General features: G+C 50.2%; 21 protein-coding genes and 2 tRNA genes. 13 read left to right on the top strand and 10 right to left on the bottom strand.

From position 1 onward, the window contains the following. Nucleotides 1–16 precede the first annotated feature (16 nt). The gene (locus ACYVAD_RS02715; RefSeq protein ID WP_461137925.1) at nt 17–1093 is read right to left on the bottom strand and encodes a TerC/Alx family metal homeostasis membrane protein; all 1077 of its coding nucleotides are present in this window, start codon (nt 1091–1093) and stop codon (nt 17–19) included. A 132-nt stretch (nt 1094–1225) separates the two neighbouring features. Here ACYVAD_RS02715 and ACYVAD_RS02710 point away from each other — a divergent pair, with 132 nt between their 5' ends. Next, nucleotides 1226–1969: a glycosyltransferase family 2 protein gene (locus ACYVAD_RS02710; protein WP_461137924.1), complete on the top strand. Its 744-nt coding sequence runs from the start codon at nt 1226–1228 to the stop codon at nt 1967–1969. On the opposite strand, the gene ACYVAD_RS02705 is transcribed toward ACYVAD_RS02710, so the two are convergent. Next, the gene (locus ACYVAD_RS02705; RefSeq protein ID WP_461137923.1) at nt 1926–3113 is read right to left on the bottom strand and encodes a type III polyketide synthase; all 1188 of its coding nucleotides are present in this window, start codon (nt 3111–3113) and stop codon (nt 1926–1928) included. The two genes, ACYVAD_RS02710 and ACYVAD_RS02705, sit on opposite strands and share 44 nt — an antisense overlap. Nucleotides 3114–3244: 131 nt before the next feature. Between ACYVAD_RS02705 and ACYVAD_RS02700 the strand changes: the two genes are divergently transcribed. The 5 genes from ACYVAD_RS02700 (at nt 3245) to ACYVAD_RS02680 (ending at nt 6622) form a co-directional block, all read left to right on the top strand. Then, nucleotides 3245–4108 (top strand): UbiA family prenyltransferase, encoded by an 864-nt coding sequence (locus ACYVAD_RS02700; RefSeq protein ID WP_461137922.1) that lies wholly within the window; start codon nt 3245–3247, stop codon nt 4106–4108. A gap of 122 nt (nt 4109–4230) precedes the next feature. Next, nucleotides 4231–4306 (top strand) — tRNA-Gly (locus ACYVAD_RS02695). A 38-nt stretch (nt 4307–4344) separates the two neighbouring features. After that, nucleotides 4345–4429, top strand: a tRNA-Leu gene (locus ACYVAD_RS02690). A 168-nt stretch (nt 4430–4597) separates the two neighbouring features. Beyond that, entirely contained in the window at nt 4598–5497 is a 900-nt protein-coding gene (bla, locus tag ACYVAD_RS02685) for a class A beta-lactamase, subclass A2 (protein WP_461137921.1), read from the top strand. Between the two features lie 195 nt (nt 5498–5692). Continuing rightward, complete coding sequence (locus ACYVAD_RS02680) at nt 5693–6622, top strand: metallophosphoesterase family protein (RefSeq protein WP_461137920.1); 930 nt, start codon at nt 5693–5695, stop codon at nt 6620–6622. Nucleotides 6623–6694: 72 nt separating this feature from the next. Here the strand turns inward: ACYVAD_RS02680 and ACYVAD_RS02675 are convergent, their stop codons facing one another. Next, nucleotides 6695–7561 (bottom strand): helix-turn-helix domain-containing protein, encoded by an 867-nt coding sequence (locus ACYVAD_RS02675; RefSeq protein WP_461137919.1) that lies wholly within the window; start codon nt 7559–7561, stop codon nt 6695–6697. 147 nt (nt 7562–7708) lie between these two features. Between ACYVAD_RS02675 and ACYVAD_RS02670 the strand changes: the two genes are divergently transcribed. The 4 genes from ACYVAD_RS02670 (at nt 7709) to ACYVAD_RS02655 (ending at nt 12676) form a co-directional block, all read left to right on the top strand. Further along, nucleotides 7709–8614, top strand: coding sequence for a dihydrodipicolinate synthase family protein (locus ACYVAD_RS02670; protein WP_461137918.1), 906 nt, complete (start codon nt 7709–7711; stop codon nt 8612–8614). Nucleotides 8615–8736: 122 nt separating this feature from the next. Beyond that, on the top strand, nt 8737–9741 hold the full coding sequence (locus tag ACYVAD_RS02665; RefSeq protein WP_461137917.1) for a 4-hydroxyproline epimerase: 1005 nt from the start codon (nt 8737–8739) through the stop codon (nt 9739–9741). 90 nt (nt 9742–9831) lie between these two features. Next, nucleotides 9832–11073, top strand: a complete 1242-nt coding sequence (locus ACYVAD_RS02660; RefSeq protein ID WP_461137916.1) for an NAD(P)/FAD-dependent oxidoreductase — start codon at nt 9832–9834, stop codon at nt 11071–11073. A 55-nt stretch (nt 11074–11128) separates the two neighbouring features. Further along, nucleotides 11129–12676 (top strand): aldehyde dehydrogenase (NADP(+)), encoded by a 1548-nt coding sequence (locus ACYVAD_RS02655; protein WP_461137915.1) that lies wholly within the window; start codon nt 11129–11131, stop codon nt 12674–12676. Nucleotides 12677–12754: 78 nt separating this feature from the next. Here ACYVAD_RS02655 and ACYVAD_RS02650 read toward each other — a convergent pair whose 3' ends face one another. From ACYVAD_RS02650 to ACYVAD_RS02630, 5 genes are all read right to left on the bottom strand, one after another. Then, complete coding sequence (locus ACYVAD_RS02650; RefSeq protein WP_461137914.1) at nt 12755–14857, bottom strand: acylase; 2103 nt, start codon at nt 14855–14857, stop codon at nt 12755–12757. 69 nt (nt 14858–14926) lie between these two features. After that, nucleotides 14927–17329, bottom strand: a complete 2403-nt coding sequence (locus tag ACYVAD_RS02645) for an ABC transporter permease (protein ID WP_461137913.1) — start codon at nt 17327–17329, stop codon at nt 14927–14929. A 47-nt stretch (nt 17330–17376) separates the two neighbouring features. Continuing rightward, entirely contained in the window at nt 17377–17886 is a 510-nt protein-coding gene (locus tag ACYVAD_RS02640; protein ID WP_461137912.1) for a hypothetical protein, read from the bottom strand. A gap of 44 nt (nt 17887–17930) precedes the next feature. Next, nucleotides 17931–18284 (bottom strand): PadR family transcriptional regulator, encoded by a 354-nt coding sequence (locus ACYVAD_RS02635; protein ID WP_461137911.1) that lies wholly within the window; start codon nt 18282–18284, stop codon nt 17931–17933. Nucleotides 18285–18518: 234 nt separating this feature from the next. Then, the gene (locus ACYVAD_RS02630) at nt 18519–18926 is read right to left on the bottom strand and encodes an Hsp20/alpha crystallin family protein (protein ID WP_461137910.1); all 408 of its coding nucleotides are present in this window, start codon (nt 18924–18926) and stop codon (nt 18519–18521) included. A 265-nt stretch (nt 18927–19191) separates the two neighbouring features. Between ACYVAD_RS02630 and hemC the strand changes: the two genes are divergently transcribed. From hemC to ACYVAD_RS02615, 3 genes are read left to right on the top strand one after another with little or no spacing between them, the layout of a single operon-like run. Continuing rightward, the gene (gene hemC, locus ACYVAD_RS02625) at nt 19192–20118 is read left to right on the top strand and encodes a hydroxymethylbilane synthase (protein WP_461137909.1); all 927 of its coding nucleotides are present in this window, start codon (nt 19192–19194) and stop codon (nt 20116–20118) included. Then, nucleotides 20115–20546, top strand: coding sequence for a GNAT family N-acetyltransferase (locus tag ACYVAD_RS02620; protein ID WP_461137908.1), 432 nt, complete (start codon nt 20115–20117; stop codon nt 20544–20546). The genes hemC and ACYVAD_RS02620 overlap by 4 nt, the downstream gene beginning before the upstream one ends. Nucleotides 20547–20588: 42 nt before the next feature. Beyond that, on the top strand, nt 20589–21836 hold the full coding sequence (locus ACYVAD_RS02615; protein WP_461137907.1) for an ABC transporter permease: 1248 nt from the start codon (nt 20589–20591) through the stop codon (nt 21834–21836). Nucleotides 21837–21909: 73 nt separating this feature from the next. Here the strand turns inward: ACYVAD_RS02615 and ACYVAD_RS02610 are convergent, their stop codons facing one another. Continuing rightward, complete coding sequence (locus ACYVAD_RS02610; protein WP_461137906.1) at nt 21910–22956, bottom strand: adenylate/guanylate cyclase domain-containing protein; 1047 nt, start codon at nt 22954–22956, stop codon at nt 21910–21912. Continuing rightward, complete coding sequence (locus tag ACYVAD_RS02605) at nt 22953–23330, bottom strand: response regulator (protein ID WP_461137905.1); 378 nt, start codon at nt 23328–23330, stop codon at nt 22953–22955. The genes ACYVAD_RS02610 and ACYVAD_RS02605 overlap by 4 nt, the downstream gene beginning before the upstream one ends. Nucleotides 23331–23430 lie beyond the last annotated feature (100 nt).

Raw genomic sequence — 23430 nt, 5'->3', positions numbered from 1 at the left:
GCCGATGCGCGGGTGCTTAAACCGGAGTGCCGGTTTGGTTATCTTTCTTTTCTGGTATCAGCCAAGACGCCAATACGCTTATTGCCAAGATAGCGATAATTATATAGAGCGAATAAACAGGCTTGAAGCCAATGTCATGCAGCCAGGGTTCTGCCAGCATTTTGGCGCCAATGAACGTTAATAAAACTGCCAGCCCTACCTTCAGGAAACGGAACTGTTCCATGATACTCGATAGGAAGAAGAACATCGACCGTAAACCCATAATGGCAAATACGTTCGAGAAAAAGACGATATACGGGTCTTTGGTGATCGAGAAAATGGCGGGAATGGAATCGACCGCAAAGATCAAATCCGTGAACGAGATAACGATTACGATAATAAAGAGTGGTGTCACGAATAACTTGTGACTCTTCTTATCACGGACAAAGAAATTGTCCTCTACGTTACGCGGAAATACATTCAGGTATTTACGCGTAAAACGCACAACCGGGTGACTGTTAGTATCAATCTCCTCGTCCTCGTCTTTCTGGAAAAATAACTGGACTCCCGTATAGACCAGGAAAGCCCCGAAGATGTACATAATCCATTCAAACCGCTGGATCAGAGCCGAACCAAGGAAGATGAAAACAAAGCGGAGAACGATAGCACCCAGAATACCCCACACCAGGATCTTCTTATAATAACGTTCACGAACCCCGAACGAATTGAAAATCAAAATAAAAACAAAAATATTGTCGGCTGATAAGGAATACTCAACCAGGTAGCCGGTGATGTATTCAACCGACATATTATTCTGGAATCGAGCCAAACTGGCTGCAAAATTGCCGGGAACCATAGCAACATGCTCGGCGTAGCGATGTCTGATTTCTTCTAATCTCGCCATGTTGTCGATGCCATGAACGAGATAACCGTAATACTTAAGAAAAAAGTAGAAGGCAACTGACAAGGCCACCCAGACAGCACTCCAGAGGGCCGCTTCTTTAAAATGAACAACGTGACTCTGGCGCTTAGAAAAAGCCCCTAGATCCAGGGCCATGATGAGTAAAACAAATGCTGCGAAGCAGAGAAAAAATATTGTCTCGTTAGAAAGCATGATGAACGCTAAATGAATGTCTTGTGCTTAACGCACAGAAGAACAGGCAAATCTACTAGCTAATAGCCGAATCAGCTGGCTTCTGTTTCTAAAAATATTGGCATACTGACCCTGACCCCTTAGTTTTGAACCATGTTTAACGGCAAGAAAGTAATTGTTGTCATGCCGGCTTACCGGGCCGCGCTTACCCTGGAACGCACCTACCGCGAAATTCCATTCGACTTAGTTGATGACGTGATCCTGGTTGATGATGCCAGTCCTGATAATACAGTTGAGGTGGCCCGTCAGCTGGGGATAAAACATGTTATCCGACACGACAAAAACAGAGGGTATGGAGGCAACCAGAAAACCTGCTACGCCAAGGCTCTTGAATTAGGTGGTGACATTGTAATTATGCTTCATCCTGACTATCAATACACGCCTATGCTACTGCCTGCCATGATCAGTATTATTGGTAACGGTCTGTATCCCGTAGTATTTGCGTCCCGGATTCTGGGAAAGGGAGCGTTGAAAGGAGGGATGCCAATGTATAAGTACGTCGCTAACCGCTTTCTGACGTTTTCGCAGAACTTGCTAATGAATCAAAAACTGTCGGAATACCATACGGGGTATCGTGCCTTCTCGGGTGACGTATTACGTAATCTGGATTTTACGCATAATTCCGATGACTTTATTTTCGACAATGAAATGATTGCCCAGATTTTCTATAAGGGTTATGACATTGCCGAAGTCACCTGCCCGACCAAATATTTTGAAGAAGCTTCATCGATTAATTTCCGCCGAAGCTCTATCTATGGACTAGGCGTATTACGTACTTCGTTCTTGTATCTTTTTACGAAACTAGGACTGATGCGCTGGAATGTTCTGACTCAGTAAAGACTGGCTCTGGCATGATTACCTCAAGAATCATTGATTCTAACGTTAAACCGGGGCCAAACGCACAGCTCAGAATATTAGGCTGCTCAGGGTTGACCTCAGCTGCTCCCTTGGCTAAGTCCTCCCAGATACCTTTCAGCACGAAAAGCACGGTTGTGGATGACATGTTGCCATTCTGACGTAAAACATCATAGGCGTATCGGTTATCGTAAGTACTAAGCCCGAGTTGCTGTTCGATTACTTCCAAAATTCGCCGGCCTCCGGGATGTAGCGCATAGAAACCCAGTTCGTCCACGGTAAGTCCAGATTGGACTAACAGACGTTCCATTAGCTGCCCGATACCCTGTTGAATAAACGAAGGAACTTCGGAGGTTAACGTCATTTCGAAGCCAAAATCACTGACGTGCCAGGCCATCGTATGCTTGCCTTCGGGCAAAAGGTCACAATAGAAAGACTGTAACCGAAACGCTTGCTCTGGACGCGGGCGGCTTTCGATTAACACAGCCGCTGCACCGTCGGCGAACAGGGCATTGGAAAGCAACTGATCTAAATCCTTTTTCTTCTGGAAGTGGAGTGTACATAACTCTACACAAACAACCAATACGTGAGCTTCCGGATCAGCACGAACGATTGCATCGGCAGCTTTTAGGCCATTGAACGCACCATAGCAGCCCATAAAATTGATCGCCAGACGTTGCGTCGTGTAAGAGAGACCTAACGCTTCAATCAGTTCAATATCAGGTCCTGGTGCGTATAAGCCCGTACAGCTCACCACAATCAGGTGCGTGATGGATTGCTGGTCAAAATTAGGATAGTGTTGCAGGCAGTCCTTCACGGCTTTAACCGCCAACGGAACGGCCTCCTGGCGATAAACGCCCATTCGCTGACTTACCGTTGGGAATGGCTCCAGACCGGGCGTATTGGCGTAAAAAGAAAACTCGCCGGGGGAACAAGTATAGTCCTCCAGCACCGAATGTCGTTGATCGATGGCTGTTTGCCGATACAAGGCTTTGAGCCGACGACTTTCTCGTTCGTCCAGCTCCATAGCGCTTGTCATAAAAGCCACCGCCTGCTGCTGAGAGATAGTATAGTCTGGCACAGCCGTACCTATTGCATTAACATAACTGCCTGGGTGCTGTCTCATTACGTGGGTAGCTGACCTAACTTGATTAGACCGATGCCTAATTAGCCGTTGGGTCCGTCATATAACATACAAAACATATAACTTGTACCCACGCTGAAAGTTATATTTTAGCTGCTGCAATCCCCTACCTGATGACGCTTCGAACAATATGGCTGCACCTGCGAGTGCCATTCTCCTTTTTCCTATTACCCATCTATTGGTTCGCGCTTAGTCAGTCGCCTAATGTCAACGCAGGCCACGCCATCGCCGTACTGTTAATCGTTCATTTACTATTATACCCGGCCAGTAACGCATATAACAGTTATTTTGACAAAGACGAAGATAGTATCGGTGGGTTGGAGAAGCCCCCGCCGGTGACCGAAACGCTGTATTGGGTGTCCTGGGCGCTTGACATCCTGGCTCTGTTGCTAGGCATGTTTGTCAACTGGCCCTTTATCGTGTATCTGTTAGTTTACGGGTTCGTGACAAAAGCATATAGTCACGATCGCATTCGTCTGAAGAAGTACCCCGTCGTCAGCTGGTTGCTGATCAGTATTCTCCAGGGAGGTATTACGTACATCATGACGTATGTATCCATTAGCGATCTTCCCTTTTCTTCATTAGCGGAGCCTCGTGTACTATTCGGGGGCCTGCTAGGAACGTTAAATTTATTGGCGCTCTATCCCGTGACGCAAGTTTATCAGCACGAGGAAGACGCGCGTCGGGGTGACATGACCATTAGTCGACTGATGGGTATTCGGGGGACGTTTTTCTCGGCAGCAATCATCTACTTATTGGCAGCAGTATCATTTTATATATACTTTGACGGAGGAACACTGTTTCTGCTATATCTGCTGTGTTTGGCGCCGGCCATTCTATTCTTTTTACGCTGGTTCTGGCAAGTCTATCGGGATGCCAGCCAAGCAAACTACAGGATGACGATGCGCATGATGTGGATTGCCGGAACATGTCAGAACATTTTTTTTCTGATTCTTGTGTTTTTAACTCATTCGTAATCAGATTGTAGAAAACTGATTAATGAACTGTTGAAAATTTTTTTGGCGACAGCCCTTGACAAGCGCCAGAAATACCCCTAGATTTGCATCACAATTCGACGGAATACAGCGAATTGTCAAATGCGAAAGTAGCTCAGCTGGTAGAGCGCGACCTTGCCAAGGTCGAGGTCGCGGGTTCGAACCCCGTCTTTCGCTCCACGAAAAAGGCACCGACCAACGGTGCTTTTTTCGTAAACGCCGGGATGGTGGAATCGGTAGACACGCCGGACTTAAAATCCTGTGGGCCTCAAGCCCGTGCGGGTTCGACTCCCGCTCCTGGTACATAAGCCTCTGAATGAGGTAAATGAAAAAAGGCCGCTGATTATCAGTGGCCTTTTTTCATTCTTGTTCGGTATCAATTCATGAGTTGTGGCAATAGAGAAGTTTGCAACAGAGTGCTCAACACGTACATCTTTGCAATGAGATCGTATTTTACTACATGCCGTAACCATGAAAACCGTTTTGCTACTTGTTAGCCTAATTATTATCACTTCACCAATTCGCGCTCAGATTGGACAACTAGAGGCTCAGATTGAAGAGATTACCCGAGGGAAGAAAGCTACTGTTAGCGTAGGTGTCTATGAGTTTGGCGGTCGGCAAACACTTGTTGTCAACGGCGATAAACATGTGCCGATGCAAAGTGTATATAAGTTTCACCTTGCTTTAGCGGTATTGAATGAAGTAGACAAAGGGCGGTTCAAGCTCACGCAGAAGATGCGCGTGAAAAAAAGCGACATCGTACCCGGCCTGCACAGTCCAATGGGAGAAGATTATCCGAATGGGAACGTGGATCTACCTTTAGCTGATATGATTCGGTATATGGTCGCCGACAGTGACGGCAGCGCCTGCGACTATCTTTTCCGCTTGCTGGGTGGGCCAAAACAGGTTGAGGCTTTTATTCATCAGCTTGGCATTCAGGACGTAGCTATTCGGAATACGGAAGAAATGATGCAGGCGACAGGGAATTGGGATGTTCAGTATGCCAACTGGACAACACCAACGGCAATGCTCGATTTACTAAAGTTATTCTACCAGCGTAAAATTCTGTCAGAAAGCAGTCATAATTTTCTGTGGAACGTAATGGTTGGGACAACCACAGGACAAGATCGGCTGAAGAAACTGCTTCCTGCCGGTACGGTAGTTGCGCATAAGACGGGTACATCAGGTACTAATAAAGACGGGCTGACTGGTGCTGTCAACGATGTGGGGTTTATTACGTTGCCAAACGGTAAGTATGTGGCGATCAGTGTATTCGTCAGTAATTCAACCGAAAGCATGGAGACCAACGAGCGGATCATCGCCGACATCGCTAAAATAGCTTACGATCACTTTGCCGAAACAAACAGATAGGTCTTACAGCCTGGACTATCTATCTGGAAATAATCTGCTGAGTAGAAGACCGGTGATTTGGGTAGCAGTTCAACCAGTGTTTTACTGCAAAATGATCGCCATATCTACCTGCCTTTCGAGGCTTAATTGAACCATAATCTTCTGGTAATAATATAGTTATATACTTCGGCTTTCTTTGTGCAAACAAACGAAGGCATGAATCGTCGAGACGTAGTTAGACGGATGGGAGCAGGGCTGGCTGCCCTTTCTGCTAACGATCAGACAGCACTACACCTGGTACCGACCAAAAGGCGACTGCTGCGGATAGCACACGTAACGGATGTGCACATGCAGCCGCTGGTGGGAGCCGCTAAAGGATTCGAAAGATGCCTGCACCACATTCAGGGACTTTCCGAAAAGCCAGACCTGATTATAAACGGGGGAGATGCTATTATGGAGGCCCATGGCCGTGGGCAAGATAGCGTCAAGCGCCAATGGCAACTTTACCAGGATGTACTGAAAAGCGAAAACGCGTTGCCGTTGCTGAACTGCGTTGGCAACCATGACATCTGGTGCAAGAAAGAAACGCATGACGCTTTTATGGACGGGCGCCAATGGGCGATGGACGAACTTCAGATGAATCGTCGCTACAATCGCTTCGTTCGAAACGGGTGGCACATTATCATGCTGGACAGTGTGCAGCCTAAAGCGGATGGAAGTTGGTATACAGCCCATCTTGACGATGAACAATTCCACTGGCTCAACAGTGAGCTGAAAGCTATACCGCTGGAGCAGCCCGTGTTGATCGTTTCGCACATCCCTATTTTGGCCGCCTGTGTCTTTTTCGATGGGTCACGGTTTGCGGATGACAACTGGACCGTTCCTGCCCGCTGGATGCACAGTGATACGGTCAGGCTCACCAATTTGTTCGCTAAATATCCGAATGTAAAAGCAGCGCTGAGTGGACATATCCACTTACTTGACCGGGTTGATTATAACAATGTTAGTTATTACTGCAACGGAGCCGTAAGTGGCGCTTGGTGGTTTGGAAAGTATCATCACACGGGTGCTGGTTATGCACTCGTCGATTTATACGATGATGGCTCAGTCACGAACACCTATGTTGCGTATAACGAAAAGGATTAACAAGGTTGATACGTTCTGCTAATTATCAGAAAGTCTTAGCAGGCTGTTACTATGATTTCTGCCGAAGTAATATCAGCTATGGTATTTTCGAATGTACTCACCGGGCGGCATACCCATAATGTCCTTGAACTGTCGGTTAAAGTTGGAAAGGTTCGTGTAACCACAGGAAAAGGCAATCTGGCTGATCGACTGTTTGGATTCCCGCAGATACCGGCAGGCATGTTCGACGCGTACCTCGTTTAGTAAGGTCGAGAACGTCTTGCGCGTGTGCTGACGAAAAAAGCGACAGAATGCCCCCGGAGTTAGATTCGCTACGTTAGCGACGTCTTCCAGTGAGATTGGTGAATGGTATTTTTCCAGAATGTACGAGAAAACCCGCTCTAACCGCTGGTGATCCTCGGGGCGCTGCGGCTGTTTGTAAGCCGTTACCGATAGTATTTCCCGACTGGCGTGAGTTGATAGGAAATCCAGAATAGACAGCAGCGTCATGAGTTGCTCAAAGGGACGCTGGCTGGGTAGTGCTTCAAACTTCTGCGTTAATGGGTGCCCTTCATTACAACGAAAACGAATACCATGCTGCGACTCCTGGAGCAACTGGAGTAAATGCCGGGTTTCGGGAAGATTCAATACGTTAGGCTCCAGCTGTTCACTGTGAAACAGGACAGAAACGGAGGCCGAGTGATACGTTGTATCCGGCAAAAAGTAATCTGGATCACTACGCAACACGTGGGGAAGATTCGACCCCAGCATTAACACATCATTTGGGCTGAAACGGTCGATCTTGTCGCCAACAATTAAGGTGCCCTCACCTTCCTGAATCAACGTAAGCTGAATTTCCGGGTGAAAATGTAAATGCCCATAAAAATGCGAAAAGCTATCCTGCTCAATGCGGAAAGAGCGGTCGTCAACGGTAGGAACTTTGAAGAGAAGCGGTTTCATTGGTAGATTTTTTACAAGTTCTCTAGGTTAGTGGGCCTATTTTAGTGAAAAAAATACCACAATTTACGAATTGTCGAAAATTGTTTTTACAGTTAGAAAAGTAATTTTACTCTGTATTCAAAAACTTAATAACTGTACCGAAATTTTATGAACGTTTCTGTCCAATGGGAAGGGGTTTATCCCGCTTTGCTGACACCGTTTACGGCCGATGATCAACTTGATCTGCCGATGTTCGAAAAAAATCTTCGTGCTCAGCTTGACGCGGGTGTGCATGGTTTCATCATTGGCGGTTCGTTAGGAGAAGCGAGTACGTTGTTGAGCGAAGAGAAAATCGAGTTACTCGAGTCGGCGTTGTCAGTGTGCGATGGTAGCGTACCTGTACTGGTCAATATTGCCGAGCAGGCTACAAAGCAAGCCATTGCCCGGGCTCAGGAAGCCGAAAAGAACGGTGCTGATGGGCTAATGCTGCTGCCACCCATGCGGTACCCGGCTGACGCGCGTGAAACCGTTACGTTCTTCAAGGCTGTAGCACAGGAAACGTCATTGCCGATCATGATCTATAACAATCCGTATGATTACAAGATTATGACAACGGTAGCTATGTTCGAAGAGCTGGCCAAACTGCCGAACATCCAGGCGGTAAAAGAGTCAACCCGCGATCTGACCAACATTACTCGCATGCGTAACGCATTCGACGATCGGTTCAAACTGATGGGCGGTGTTGATACACTGGCGCTCGAAGCATTATTGCTGGGCTGTGATGGCTGGGTAGGCGGTCTGGTCGATGCGTTCCCGCTGGAGACCGTTTCCATTTACGATTTGGCCAAAGCGGGTCGGGTTGACGAAGCGCTATCGATCTACCGTTGGTTCATGCCACTGCTGGAACTGGACATTCACCCAAAGCTAGTTCAGTACATCAAACTGGCCGCTCAGGCTACGGGCATTGGCTCGGAACACGTACGGGCTCCCCGTTTGCCACTCATTGGCGCTGAGCGCGAACAAGTGCTGAACGTCATCGAAACCGCACTGGCTAAGAGACCGGTACTTGTGTAAATAAAGAGCGAAAGGGTGAATGAGTGAAAGTGCGAGTAAGCTGACGCAATCACTCTCCGCTCTAGCGGATCGCTCTTTCGCTCATTCATCGCACCGGCGACCCGGTCTTTCGCTCTTTACCCATGTCTGAGTTTCATTTTTTTTGTATTGATGCGCACACCTGTGGCAACCCGGTTCGGGTGGTTACGGGGGGAAGTATTCCGTTTTTGAAGGGAGCTTCCATGAGCGAGAAGCGTCAGCATTTCCTGCGGGAGTATGACTGGATTCGCAAGGGGCTGATGTTCGAACCACGCGGGCACGACATGATGTCGGGTAGTATTCTCTATCCGCCTACTGATCCGGCCAATGACGCGGGCGTTTTGTTTATTGAAACGTCGGGTTGTCTGCCGATGTGTGGCCACGGTACCATTGGTACGGTCACGGTTGCCATCGAGCAAAACCTGATTGTCCCACAGACGCCCGGTGTTCTGAATCTGGAAGTACCCGCTGGCCTGGTCCGGGCTGAGTACGAACAGGAAGGAAAAAAGGTGACGTCGGTGAAGATTACGAATATCAAATCGTATCTGGCTGCGGAGCAATTGACCGTTGACTGTCCGGATCTGGGTCTGCTGACCGTGGACGTAGCGTACGGTGGAAACTTCTACGCTATTGTTGATCCACAACCAAACTTCCCGGGATTGGAGCACTTCAAGGCCGAACAATTAATCGGCTGGGCTCGTACAATGCGGGAGCGGATGAACGAACACTATACGTTTGTCCACCCCGAAAATCCGACGATAAACGGACTGAGCCATATTCTCTGGACGGGGAAAACGCTGGCGCATACATCAACGGCCAGGAACGCGGTCTTCTATGGCGACAAAGCCATCGACCGGTCGCCTTGCGGAACGGGTACATCGGCCCGGATGGCGCAGTGGTACGCCAAAGGGTTACTGAAACCGGGCGATGTGTTCGTACACGAAAGCATCATTGGCTCTATTTTCAACGGGCGGATCGAAGCCGAAACCGAACTGGACGGTAAGTCTGCCATCGTGCCGAGCATCGAAGGCTGGGCGCGGATTCACGGCTATAATCACATCATCCTGGACGAGGCAGACCCCTACGTTCACGGATTTCAGGTAATCTAAAGAGCGAAAGAGCGAAAGAGCGAAAGAGTGAAAAGCTGCTGACGCTGAGAGTCGCTCTTTCGCTCATTCACTCTTTCGCTCTTTATAAAAATGCACGTAGGAATTGTTGGCGGGGGTATTGTTGGGCTATGCTCGGCATATTACCTGCATAAAGCTGGGCATCAGGTGACGCTGTTCGATCAGGGGCCTATTGCCGATGGCTGTTCGTTCGGCAATGCGGGCATGATCGTGCCGAGTCATATTATTCCACTGGCGCAGCCCGGCATGATTGCCAAGGGAATGCGCTGGATGCTTAAATCAACCAGCCCGTTTTACGTTAAGCCCCGGCTGAATCTGGACTTGATGCGTTGGGGCTGGCTATTTTATCAGCATTCAACCACCAAACACGTTGAACGCTCGATTCCGATATTGCGGGACCTGAGTTTGCTTAGCAAAACGCTGTACCAGGATCTGGCAGCTAACGACGATCTCAACTTCGAATGGCAGGAGCGGGGTTTGCTGATGCTGTATAAAACCGCGTCGGCTGAGCACGAAATGGCGGAAGAAGCTGATCTGGCAAACCGATCAGGTATCGAAGCCCGGCTGCTGAATGGACAACAGGTACAGGAACTTGAACCTGATACGCGGGTCGATGTGCGCGGAGGAATCTGGTATCCCGGTGATGCTCACATCAATCCCGGTGAATTAGTCCGGTCTTTGGTGAAATATCTTCGACAGAACGGGGTTGAGATACTCGAAAATCAGGCTGTTACAGGCTTTGGCAAAACGGGTTCACACGTTACGTCGGTTCAGACCGCACAGGGTGCGTTTCCGGTAGACATTGTCGTGGTAGCCGGTGGTGCCTGGTCACCAACGATTGCGGAGCAGCTAGGTGTTAGTTTGTCGATGCAAGGGGGCAAAGGCTATAGCTTCATGCTACAGAACGTAACGAATAACGTTCGGGTACCGGCTATCATGCTCGAAGCCCGGGCCACGGCAACGCCCATGGGGCAGGACCTCCGCTTCGCTGGTACGTTGGAAGTGGCTGGTACAGATATGACCATAAACATGAACCGGGTGCGGGGAATCGTGCAGTCGATTAATCAATATTATCCGGATATCCCGGTTGCGATGCCCGCCGTTGATAAAGTGTGGCGGGGATTACGTCCTTGTTCTCCTGATGGTTTGCCGTATATCGGTCATACCGATCGGTACGACAACGTAGTCTTGGCAACGGGACACGGTATGATGGGGCTGAGTCTGGGACCGGCTACGGGAAAACTGGTTAGTGAAGCCGTGGCCGACCAAGTATCCAGCATGGACATAGCCGCTTTTAGTCCTGATCGGTTCTAACTTTACCGGCAGTCACGTCATGCGGCTACCAGAAACAACCTAACCTTTACTCATTATGATCGATACACAATCGTCGGCCGATACATTTCATGGAATCAACCCCGCTACGGGCGAGGCTCTGCCCGGATCTTTTGACGAAGCTACTACCGACGAGGTGGCCCAGGCTTGTGAACAGGCCGCGAAAGCCTTCGCTGAGTACCGTAAAAAATCAGGCGTCGATAAAGCGCAGTTCCTGGAAGCAATTGCGTCCGAAATCGAAGCCCTCGGTGACGAGCTGCTGATGCGAGCTCAGGCGGAATCAGGTCTGCCGCTAGCTCGACTGACCGGTGAGCGGGGGCGTACGACGGGGCAGCTCCGTCTGTTTGCTGACTATTTACGCGAAGGTTCGTGGGTGAACGCCCGCATCGATACGGCTTTGCCCGAGCGGCAACCGCTTCCCCGGCCTGACCTGCGGCAGATGTTACGTCCGTTAGGGCCAGTTGGGATTTTCGGAGCCAGTAATTTCCCGTTGGCGTTTTCAGTCGCGGGGGGAGATACCGCGTCGGCGCTGGCTGCTGGTTGCCCGGTGGTCGTGAAAGCGCATCCGGCTCATCCGGGAACGTCACAGCTCGTAGGCGATGCAATTCAACGCGCCGTTGAATCATGCGGTATGCCCGCTGGTACGTTCGCACTAGTACACGGTCGTACTACGGCGGTGGGCATGGCGATTGTTGAACACCCAGCCATCAAAGCGATTGGTTTTACAGGGTCATTACGGGGTGGAAAAGCCTTATTCGATGCGGCTAACCGTCGTCCTGAACCTATTCCAGTTTATGCGGAGATGGGCAGCACGAATCCAGTATTTTTTCTGCCGGGTATTCTGAAAGAAAAAGGTACCACGCTGGCCCAGAATTACGTTGGTTCGGTGACACTGGGCGTTGGGCAGTTTTGTACAAATCCTGGTTTGTCGGTATTACAGAAGGCTCCCGAAGCCGATACGTTCATTGAGGAAGCTGGGAAAGCCGTAGCACAGGCGGCACCAGCGGCCATGCTGACGCAGGGGATTCACCAGGCATTCACCAAAGGTCTTGACAGATTACGGCAGGTAGACGGCGTAGACGTACTGGCGCAGGCTACGGAAGCGGATGGATTTGCCAACGGTACCCCAACGCTACTGACAACAACCGCTGATGCGTTGCTGGCGCAGGCTGATATCGCGGAAGAAGTGTTCGGGCCAAGTAGCGTCATCGTTCAGGCGAATGGTCGGGAGCAGTTGCTGGATGTAGCGAGAGGGCTGGAAGGTCACTTGACGGCGACGGTTTATGGCACCGACGAAGAACTGCTCGACTATGCTGATCTTCTGGAGATCCTGGAGCAAAAAGTTGGCCGATTGCTGATCAATGGGTTCCCAACAGGAGTAGAAGTAAGTCATGCTATGCAGCATGGCGGGCCCTATCCGGCCACGACTGATTCCCGGTCGACGTCGGTAGGAACGAATGCTATCGTCCGATTTGCTCGACCCGTCTGCTACCAAAACTTTCCGGATGCGTTACTGCCGGACGAACTGAAGGCTGGCAATCCATTACACATCTGGCGTCTGATCGACGGAAAAATGACGAATTAGAAAACTGGTTGTATAAGAGAAGGTCGCCTTACGTAAGGCGGCCTTCTTGCTTTTATCAGTAGCTGCTGCCGGACTCACTCATGGCTTTTGATTGAGTTGTAGCCTTTCTTTTTTCTCCAGTTGCTGCATAATCGCTGGTCTGTCAAGCAACGCTTCCCGTAGCGTTTTATCCGACATGCGTTTCCAGGAATCGCCATTGTGTTTATGACCAGGCTGGCTGGCGTTACCGTAGCTGAGGGAAACCTGCGCTCGCGGTTTCTCACCGAATTCGGTTATCGCAACGTACGTATCACCCGCAACGGCCCGGTTCTGCTGCGGCTGTTTGGGATCGGGTACGAAATGAATGGTCCGGTAAATACCGTATTGCTCGGAGCCACCGTTGGCTGGATAATCCTGTCCGGCTGGCCCAAACCGATTCACATCGCCCCAGGCAATGTCCAGTCGGCCATAGCGCTGGCGGACCTGCTGCGCTGCGTTACGTAACATCTCGACCGCTTTTTTAGGATCTTTTAGCCCATCGGGCGTACTGCTTGGTCGTTCGGGATCCCAGCCAACCGCTGCCATGTTTGGGCGGAACTGGTCAAACCAAGTAGTAAACAGGACGGCCCCTTTGCTATCCCGGTTGGTTGTTTTGTCCCAGGCTTTGAGCACGGTAGCGGCCTGTTGCGCCAATGAATCCGGGTGTTGATCAACGGCGGTCAGCAAATCATCCAGAAAACGGTCGGCTGATTCCAGACCCGTATTCAGTTTGTAACCAACCAACTCATCGAAGCTAATGGACGCATCATCCTTAGCCAGGTTTATCGACCGCTGGGGACGTAACCGCAGGGGCATACCGATCGGAGACATGTACGCGGGGAATGTCTTTGGATTCAGGACAACCGGATACGTACAGCTCCAGGGTGCATCGTTAGCGTTCTGCACAAAGCCAGATGGTGGATTTAAGACTCTTGGCAAATCGGTGTAGGGATGGGTTTTTGTCCAGATGTATTTTGAACTGGAACCATCAACCGCACCCTGCCAGAAAGGCCAGTCGCCCTCTGCGTGAACGGGTACATTACCATCGAAGAGGTACATAATATTGCCAGCTTTGTCAGCGTAAATGACGTTGAACATCGGCAACTGCATTCGTTGAAGGGCGTTCTCGAACTCCGCCAGGTTTTTGGCTTTAGCCATCGCGTGGTGCTGAGCGGCAGTAGAAGGATTCGTTAAACCCGCGAATCGAAATGCGTACGTTTTTCCGTCCTTCGTTTCCATGACTGGACCATGCTTGCTGTAGCGGTAGGTCAGTGGTTGTGGCTTGAGTTTCCCATCGGGCTGGCGAACCTGTAACGTAATGGCTTTTGTCTCAAACGGCTGTTTAATACCATCCAGAACGTATTCACCATTCTGTACTGTGAGTGCGTACCGATCCGCTGCGTCAATGGTGTTTACCGTATGCGTCCAGCCGAGATCCTGATTGAACGCAATGTTCAGTACAGGCTGGCCAATCAAGGACGCCCCATAGGCCATAAAGTCCGGTCCGTTCAGATGGGCTTCAAAAAATAGAAAGAAACCTTCCCAAGGCAGGTGGGGGTTTGCCAGCAGCAACGCTTTTTTCGACGCCGACTTAGCGGGGGCAATAGCGTAGGCATTTGACCCAGGAAGCATTACCCGAGCAGCTCCGGCTTCACTACCGCCGACAAATTCCAGGCAAAGCACCCGGCTAATGTGGGCTAGTATATCCTGGGGCTTAATGGGTAGTACTTGTTTGAACTCATCCCCAATGGCCTCCGGGTGGGCTTTGGCGTAAGCGTTCAGGCCACTGACGAAGTTATCCAGACAGGGCTTGTAGTCGGCTGGCTGTTGGGCATACTGCTTCTGCGCCTGTTCGGGTAGGCCGAACAAGGTAACGATCTTATCTGAGTCCAGGTAGTTGGCTCCCCAGTACTCGGCCGCCCGACCTCTGGCTTGTCCGTAGAGTTGAAGCAGCAGGTTGGCATGGTTTTCCATCTGGGCGTAGCCAAAACCATAATACATAGCTTCTAATGTCTGCCCATAGATGTGGGGCACACCGGCGTTGTCCCATAGAATCTCAGCTGTGGACGTGGCCGATCGAACTGTTGTCGGACGTTTACGTGTAACAGACTGCGCCGTTCCGATCAGGCTAACCAGTAATAAACAAACCGTAAGAAATTTCATAAGCAGGAATAGGTGATAGAATTGACGAACGTAAGATGGGTCAGGTCGTTATAGGACGGTTGAGGTCAGTTATTCACGTCTTAGGTAATTGATCGGATTGATGTGGACAGCATGCAGGGCCTGGCGGTAAATGGTTAGAATGGTAATTAACGCAGTGACTATCAGCGTGCTTAGTAGCAACCAGCCGGTTAACGAGATGCGGTATACGTACTGCTGGAGCCAGTGGGAGAGCAACCACGCTCCGACCGGTGCTGCAATCAGAAAGCCTAGGCCAAGGAGTTTGCCAAATTCGCGACCCAGCAACCAAAGCAGTTGTACGGTACGAGCGCCCAATACCCGGCGAACGCCAATTTCTTTAGCTTTTGCCTCGCTCAAAAAGGTAACCAATCCATATAGACCTAGACAGCTCAGGCCAATGGCAACCAAGGCAAAGGACTGAATAAGGCCTGCCAATAAACGCTCCGTTTCGGTAAAACTGTCTAGTAAATCGGTCAGCGTTTCGGCGTGGTAGACCTGATCTGGTAGAACGCTATCCCAGCCTTCTTGTATGGCTTTTTGAGTCTCTGAAGAATGCCCAGAGTTCAGCCGGAGCATAGCCACTCGACTGTGCGGTAGGTCATGAATTAACGTTATGGGAAGAATGGGCTGGTGTAAATCGCTACTACGAAAGTCGCGTACGACGCCGACAATAGTTCGGTCTGCGTCCTTTATTCGTAAGGGTTTACCTACTACGCTGGCTGAAGAAGTGATACCGAGTTGTTTTACCAGTGTTTCATTAACCAGGACTTCCCGACCGAGCGTATCGGAAGCCTGGACGTTTCGGCCGGCTACCAGCGCCAAGCCAAACACCGATACGTACCGTTCGTCGATTGCCCGCACACGGGTTTCGAACGATTCGGGTTCTGTAGCCATGTGATAACTACAGGGGCTGGGGTGATTGTAGGGTGAAGCAGGTGGATCGCTGCCAAAAGCAACTTCTCCGACACCCGGAATCTGATTCCAACGTTCGCGTAACGCTGAGAAAGGAATGGATCCGCGCTGTGGCAGAAAAACGACCAGCGTCGAATCGGACTGAAATCCCCAGTCGGCCTGTCGCATGTGAAGAAGTTGTGCCGTAATGACCAGGACGCCCAGAATGAAAAATTGCATCAGGACAAACTGCCCCAGAATGAGGCCTTGCCGAATACCAAACCGACCGGTATACCGGCTAGATGACTGATTGGTAAACGCAATCGCTGGGTTGAAACGAGCCAGAACAAACGCTGGATACAAACCCGAGAGAATAATGACGCTAACAAGCAGGACCAGAAACCAAACGATAGCCCGTCGATCGAATACATCCATGATAGACAGATCTGGACGTAACATATCAATGCTGTCCGCCAGTGTTTGATTGACGAGCGGAAGCGCTAGCTGAGTCAGGAGAAGCGTGACAACCATTGACGAAAGAACCAGTAGGGTAGTTTCCAGCATGAACTGACTGATTAATTGCCAGCGCGTACTACCCATTACCTTACGAACGCCTACTTCCCGCGCTCGTTTAAGCGCCCGGGCGGTTGCCAGATTGATAAAGTTGATACAAGCTGCCATGACCAGAAGCACGCCCACACTAATCAGCGCGTAAAGAATTGGCCGGGGAGCTGTGCCGCTACGTTCGTGATTGAGGTCAGCTAACGGTAAAACCTGATAGTTAAAATGAGATGCTTCCTGAGGAGGCAGGTTCTTCTGCCGAATAGCTTGTAAGCTACGCTCCAGTAAAGTGGGGTCGATTCCTTCTCGTAAACGTACAAAGCACATAGCCTGCAAACCCTGCCAGTCGCTAAGCGAGGTCGCCCCTTCCAGCGCTGGGATAGTAGCGTAGGAAACAAAGGCGTCGTACCGAAGCTGGGTGTTGGCCGGCGGGTCTTTGACAATTCCCGTTACCAGCAGGTCGGTCTGGTTGTCTAACCGAATCGTTCGGCCCATAGCCGGTGCTGTATCAAAATACTTGCGAGCGTATCGTTCACTCAATACGATCGTGTTAGGAGTGGCCAAAGCTGTTTTCGCGTTTCCGCTCACCCATTCCACCCCGAATAAGTCAAAATACTGAGGTTCGGTAAAACAGACAGTTCTGGCTTCGGCAAATTTCTTAACCCAGCCTCCCTTGCCATCGGGTACGCTTAGTGTACGACCGAAGAACGTTTCGAGCCGGACAGCGCTTTCGACGAATGAATAATCCCGCCGGAGAACTTCCGCCAGTGGTCGGGGTGCCGCATCAGTGGGCATTGTTGATGCACGCTTGACATCCGTGACGATCCAATAAGTACGATCGAGATACGGATGATACCGATCAAAGCTAAACATGTAGTTGACGACCAGAAAAATAAGCAGGCCGCTGGCTAGTCCTATCGACAGGCCCAGTACGCTAATAAGATTGACATGCCAATGCTGCCACAGGTGGCGCCGGGCCACTGTGAGGTAATGAGTAACCATCAGGAAAGGGGTTTAGGAAAGAGCGAAAACCTGATCGTCTGTGGGGCTCAGATGGTGCGCAGCGGTTTTGGTTTGTGGGATCGGCGCGTTGTCCACCATCGAACGAGGAATACACCGAGTAGACCAACTAGTATGATGATACCGGCGCCCCACACGCGTTGAAAAGCGCCAATCGGTACGGCCAATGGGCGACTAATCCAGATGAGGCTACTCATTAAAATAACAAATGCGACGATGTTAGACAGCAGCATGTACTGAAATGGTTTGGCCGCAGAACGTCGTCTGGCTCGTGCACCAATCCGCCCAGACGATAAATGAACCGCTGACTGGGGAATGAACTCGCGCAGATAAAGTTGCTTCAACTGGGTCAACGCTTGTGGGCTAGCCTGCTGTTTGACTTGATCGAAAGCGGTTTGGAAGTCCAGCCCCTGAGTCATATGTTGCTCAACTTGGGACGCCAGATGATCCAGCAACTCGGCCTGTAATGCCTGATGCGGATTGGTTTGCTGAATGTGCCGCGCTATATGATCGAGTTGATCGGGCGATAGTTTGTTCATAAATCGGTAAGGGGATGGAAAGTGGAGCTATGAAACCGTCTAAACTATTGACCCAGGGCCATGCCCGGTGTAGGCTTGATCAACAGCTGCATAAGGTGAACAAACCGCTCAAATTCGCCGGTTTTTCGAACCGCCGTCTCGCTGCCTGTGGCCGTCAGCATATAGTATTTGCGTAGTCGTCCGTCAACCTCTTGGCTCTGCGTGGTTAGTAATCCTTCATCCTCCAGTTTGTGAAGCACAGGATAAAGTGCGCCAAACGTGAGCGTTATCTCACCGGCAGTACGTTCTTCAACGGCCTGCGTGATTTCGTAACCGTACATTCGGCCTTGGTTAGCCAATAGGCCAAGTACTATAGTTTTGAGTGTTCCTCGTAAAAATTCCTGATTAGCAGAGTCCATATTAGTAGTTCGTTTGCTAACTATGTTTAAAACAAATATATAAAAGAAAATTATATATAAAGATAATATTACGTTCTCAACTTATTTACTGACTAAAAACTTTTTTGACCACGAATCAATGGCCCTGAAGAAGACGGTAAATGCTGGGTTAGAGCCGAAAACAAAAAAGGCCGTTTCCGTGGAAACGACCTTGGGATCTATAGGCAGCAGGGCAAATACCCTGGAAGGAAATGATTAGAAAAGATCTTTGATATCAATGCGTCGGTGCAAGTGCTCTTCGTCTTTAAAGGGTAGCGAGACCGTAACCTTACCAGGTGCGTGTACAGCTTCTATATTATCTGCATCCACGAAGGATGGAATATCCAGTGCCCTTAAAAACATTGGAACGGCTAGTCGCTGGCTGATGCCATCACCGTCCTGGTTTGTTGAACTACCAACCAATAGTGTATATAAAACCAATTTATTACCTTCTACCAGGACGTTGAAAGAGTTTGTCTTTACGCCCGGGGCCAACAGGGTGACGAGTAGACGTTCGTCTTCACGCTCTATGTTCATCGTTGTCTGACTAGAACCGCCATAGAGCGTGTTGAGCAAATCGATCTGCCCGCCCGTACCCTGAAACACATTTTCTATTGCTTTCATAGGAGTTGCTGTTTACTGTCTGATGACAAATAATAAACAAACTACGTGCCTGATTAAAAAATGTCTTTTTATCGGTCAGGATGGCAGAAAAGAGGGTAGTATGTTACTCATATTGCGACTTTTTGTCTCTATTTCACAAATTTTCGTTTTCTGACTGTAGAAAGTACTGTTGCTATTTTGGGTATTTGTGGGGCTCAGGTTCCACAACAAGTAGTATAGCTTGAGCCTGTTTTTCACGCTATTTAGGTCGTACCTTTGCGGTATTATGCATGTGAACATTGGAACGCGGGGGAGTTTGCTCGCTCGCTGGCAAGCCGAATACATTCAGCGTTTATTGGAAGCGGGCGGAATTAAAACGTCACTGGTCATTATCGAAACCAAAGGAGACGTAATTCTGGATCGCTCCTTATCTAAAATTGGCTCTAAGGGTGTTTTCACGCAGGAGCTGGAAGATCAGCTGCGCGATGGCTCAATCGATATAGCGGTCCACAGCGCCAAGGATTTACCATCGAGTTTACCCTCTGATCTGGAAATCATCGCCTTTACCGAACGCGAGCAAGCGAATGACGTACTGGTTAGCCGAAATAAAAGCCTGTCGCTGACCAGCGGAGAAGCCTTCCGGATTGGTACATCATCGACGCGTCGAGTGGCAATGCTCAAGCATTTCTGCCCGCATCTGGCTACTGTCGATATGCGGGGAAACTTACAGACACGGTTGCGCAAACTGGACGAAGGACAATGTGATGCATTGTTGCTGGCCTTTGCGGGTGTGCACCGAATGGGTTACGATGATCTGATTGTTGAGCATCTTCCGGTAACCGATTTTACGCCCGCCGTTGGTCAGGGAAGTGTTGCCATTGAGGCTTCGGTCGGTATGAACGCCGAGCTGAAGCAGATGATACGTCAGCTGGTCAATCACGAGGACACCGAAGACTGCCTGTTAGCCGAACGGTCATTCCTGGCGCGGCTGGAGGGTGGGTGCAGTATTCCCTCGTTTGCGCTGGCTACCTGGACTAACGAGCAAACAATCAGCCTGACGGGTGGTCTGGTCAGTCTGGACGGTAGTGAGTTCCTGCGGGAAACGTTTGCCGGGGCACCGATCGAAGCGCCCGCGCTCGGACACTCACTGGCCGAAGCGATTCTGGAACGGGGGGGGGATGAGTTACTGCAAAACATCCGGGCTACGTTATGACCATCTGTATCGCCCGGACCGATGAAGAAATTCGTCGATGTTTACCCGCCATGCTGGCGCTACGGTCACAGTTAAGCGAGGAGCTGGCTTTCGAACGAATCCGTTTTCAACAGGGAAACGATCATTTTGACCTGGCCTTCGTGGATGATGGGAATGAAGTAGCGCCAGCAGTGATGGGCTATCGGACAATGAACTTGCTGTACAGCGGCAAGACGCTGTATATCGACGATCTGTCAACGTTGCCCGAAGCTAGGGGCAAAGGGTATGCGGGAGCGCTGCTTGATTTCATCATCGATTTTGCCCGAAAGGAAGGGTACCAGAGCGTATCGCTGGATTCGGGGCAGAACCCGGCCCGGTATGATGCCCATCGTCTGTACCTGAACAAGCGCTTTAACATCGCCAGTCACCACTTTAAACTGGACTTATAACGTAACGCGTATTATCCAATTCTTGTCGATCGATCAAACCCAATGAATCTCTTTCGAATTAGCTGGAGTAACCTGAAAGACAAACCGCTGAACAGCTTTCTGAGTGGACTGCTGATGACGTTTGGTATTACTATTATCTCGCTGTTACTGCTATTGAATAAACAGCTGGACGATCAGTTTCGTAAGAACATTCGGGGAATCGACATGGTGCTGGGCGCGAAAGGAAGCCCGTTGCAGTTGATCTTGTCAAGCATTTACCAGATTGATTCACCAACGGGAAATATTCCGATGGAAGAAGCGGAAAAGCTGACCCGGAACCCGATGATCAAAACCGCCATCCCGCTGGCGATGGGTGACAATTATAGGTCGTTCCGAATTGTGGGCACTAACAAAAAATACCTTGATCACTTCGGCGCTACAGTAGGGCAGGGACGACTGTTTCAGCAGGATCTGGACGTTGTCATTGGTCCACGCGTGGCGCAGGTGGCGGGCTTGAAGCTGGGTGATACGTTTTCTGGTTCGCACGGGCTCGACGAAGGGGGCGATGTTCACGCGGATAAGAAGTATAAAGTAGTCGGCGTGCTCAACGCCAGTAATACGGTAGCTGATCAGTTGATACTAACACCTGTTTCTAGCGTCTGGGCCATCCATGATCACGGGCATGAAGAAGGCGAAGCGCACGAGGAGCATGACGAACACCATGAAGAAGGTGAGGCTCACGAGGAGCACGACCACGAAGAGGAAGCACCGCGTGAGATTACTAGCATGTTGATCAAGTTCCGGAACCCGTTGGGGATGATGATTGCCCGGGGCATCAATAGTAACTCCAAATTACAGGCAGCATTACCCAATATCGAGATCAACCGCCTGTTCTCGCTGTTCGGGGTTGGTATCGAAACGTTACGTGGCCTGGCCATCGTCATTATGCTGATTTCGGGAATCAGCGTTTTTGTATCGCTCTACAACTCTCTGAAAGAACGACGCTACGAAATGGCGCTGATGTTATCAATGGGAGCAACGCGCGCGCAGTTATTCGGTATGCTATTACTGGAAGGATTAGTGCTGGCCCTGATTGGTTTTGTGCTGGGCATTCTGGCCAGCCGCGTTGGCTTGTGGCTATTCTCCAACAGCGTTTCGTCGGAGTACCATTACGATCTGGCTGCGTTCGGTATCCTGCCCGAAGAGTGGATTTTGTTAGGCGTTGCCATCCTGATTGGCCTACTGGCTGCGGCTTTGCCAGCCGTGGGCGTTTATCGCATGAATATTTCTAAAACGCTGGCTGAGGACTAACCATCCCGGCTGGCATTACAAGCAAAAGGGGACTATCTACGTAGATAGTCCCCTTTTGCTTGTTGGAAACAGCTTATCCCACTACGTTATATACAATGACGGGAGCCGTTTTATTCTTCAACGTGACTTCGCCAATCCGCTCGCAGGTGAATGATTCGGCGATGCTTTGCTGAGCTTTTTCGGAAATAACGATTTGTCCGGGCCGGGCCACGGATTGTAGCCGCTGGGCCGTGTTCACTGCGTCGCCGATGACTGTGTAATCAAGTCGTTTTAGAGCCGCCGAGCCGATATTTCCGGAGATCATCTCGCCGGTGTTAATTCCGATAGCTACCTGCGGGTGATAGCCAGCTTGGCCGGGCAGGTTATCTTCTAATTGGCCAATCTGGGTCCGCACCCCGATTGCCGCTTCAAGCGCCCGGTCAAAGTGGTACTCGCCCCGAAAAACAGCCATAACAGCGTCGCCCATGAATTTGTCGACGTGGCCATTCTGCGCCAGGATTTCTTTGACCATTACGTCGAAATAGCGATTGACCAGCTTCACTACCCGGTCAGCGGATTCGCGTTCGGCGATGGCGGTGAAACCGCAGATATCGATAAACATGACAGTGGCCACAACGCTCTCGCTGGCTGAGAGCGACGTTTCAAATTCGCTCCGGCTCATGAACGTCAGCACGGATTCGTCGACGTACATTCGCAGAATGTTATTTTCCTTGACGGCCTGCAACGTCTGCCGAAGCTGAGCCACGTGCGCCAGCGTCTTCTGCATCGTTACCTCGAGATCGTCGAAGTTGACGGGTTTGGTCAAAAAATCGAAAGCCCCCCGGTTCATGGCCGTACGGATATTGTCCATATCGCCATAAGCAGAAACGATAACCGCCTTCATCATGGGGTTACTCTCGTGCAGACGTAGCAACAGCGTCAGACCATCCATGCCGGGCATGTTCAGATCCGTAAGAACCAGATCAATGTCCGGTTGCTGATCGAGCAGGCTGAGCGCTTCGTGCCCATCGTGCGCAAAGACAAACTCGTACTGCTTCTCCCGAATCTGCCGCCGGAATTTCTGCTTGATCAGCAGTTCAAGATCGGTTTCATCGTCAACGACCAGTACTTTAGCATTCATGCCAGATCACGAAGTTTTTGTTTGAGGACCGCAAAATCGAGCGGTTTGGTAAGGAAATCATTGGCACCCAGGGCCACCGCCTGTTCGTGCGAGCTAGTATCGCCGTAGGCCGTAATCATCATAACAACAGGTGGGGGCGGACTAACGTAATCGCTGCGAATATGGCGAAGCAGTTCAAATCCGCTCATCCCCGGCATATTAATATCCGATAGAATCAGAATGACTTCTGAGGGATGGCCTTCTAGATAGGTCAGAGCCTCTTCACCCGAAGTGGCAAAAGCTAAGTTGAATTCCCCGGCTCGGATTTCGCGTCGGAAACGTTGTTCGAACAAATCCTTTATATCGGCTTCGTCGTCAACTACTAAAATCTTCATGTAAGGCTAGTCTGGGATGATCAAAGATAAGTAATTTAGCCTAACCCGTCGGCCGTATGATGCTTGTAAAATGACACAAACACGGATTGATAGTGGCCGG

It is taken from the genome of Spirosoma pomorum (genome assembly GCF_054776615.1).
The sequence above is the reverse complement of the archived record's forward strand: the minus strand, read 5'-3'. Positions and strand labels throughout refer to the sequence as shown.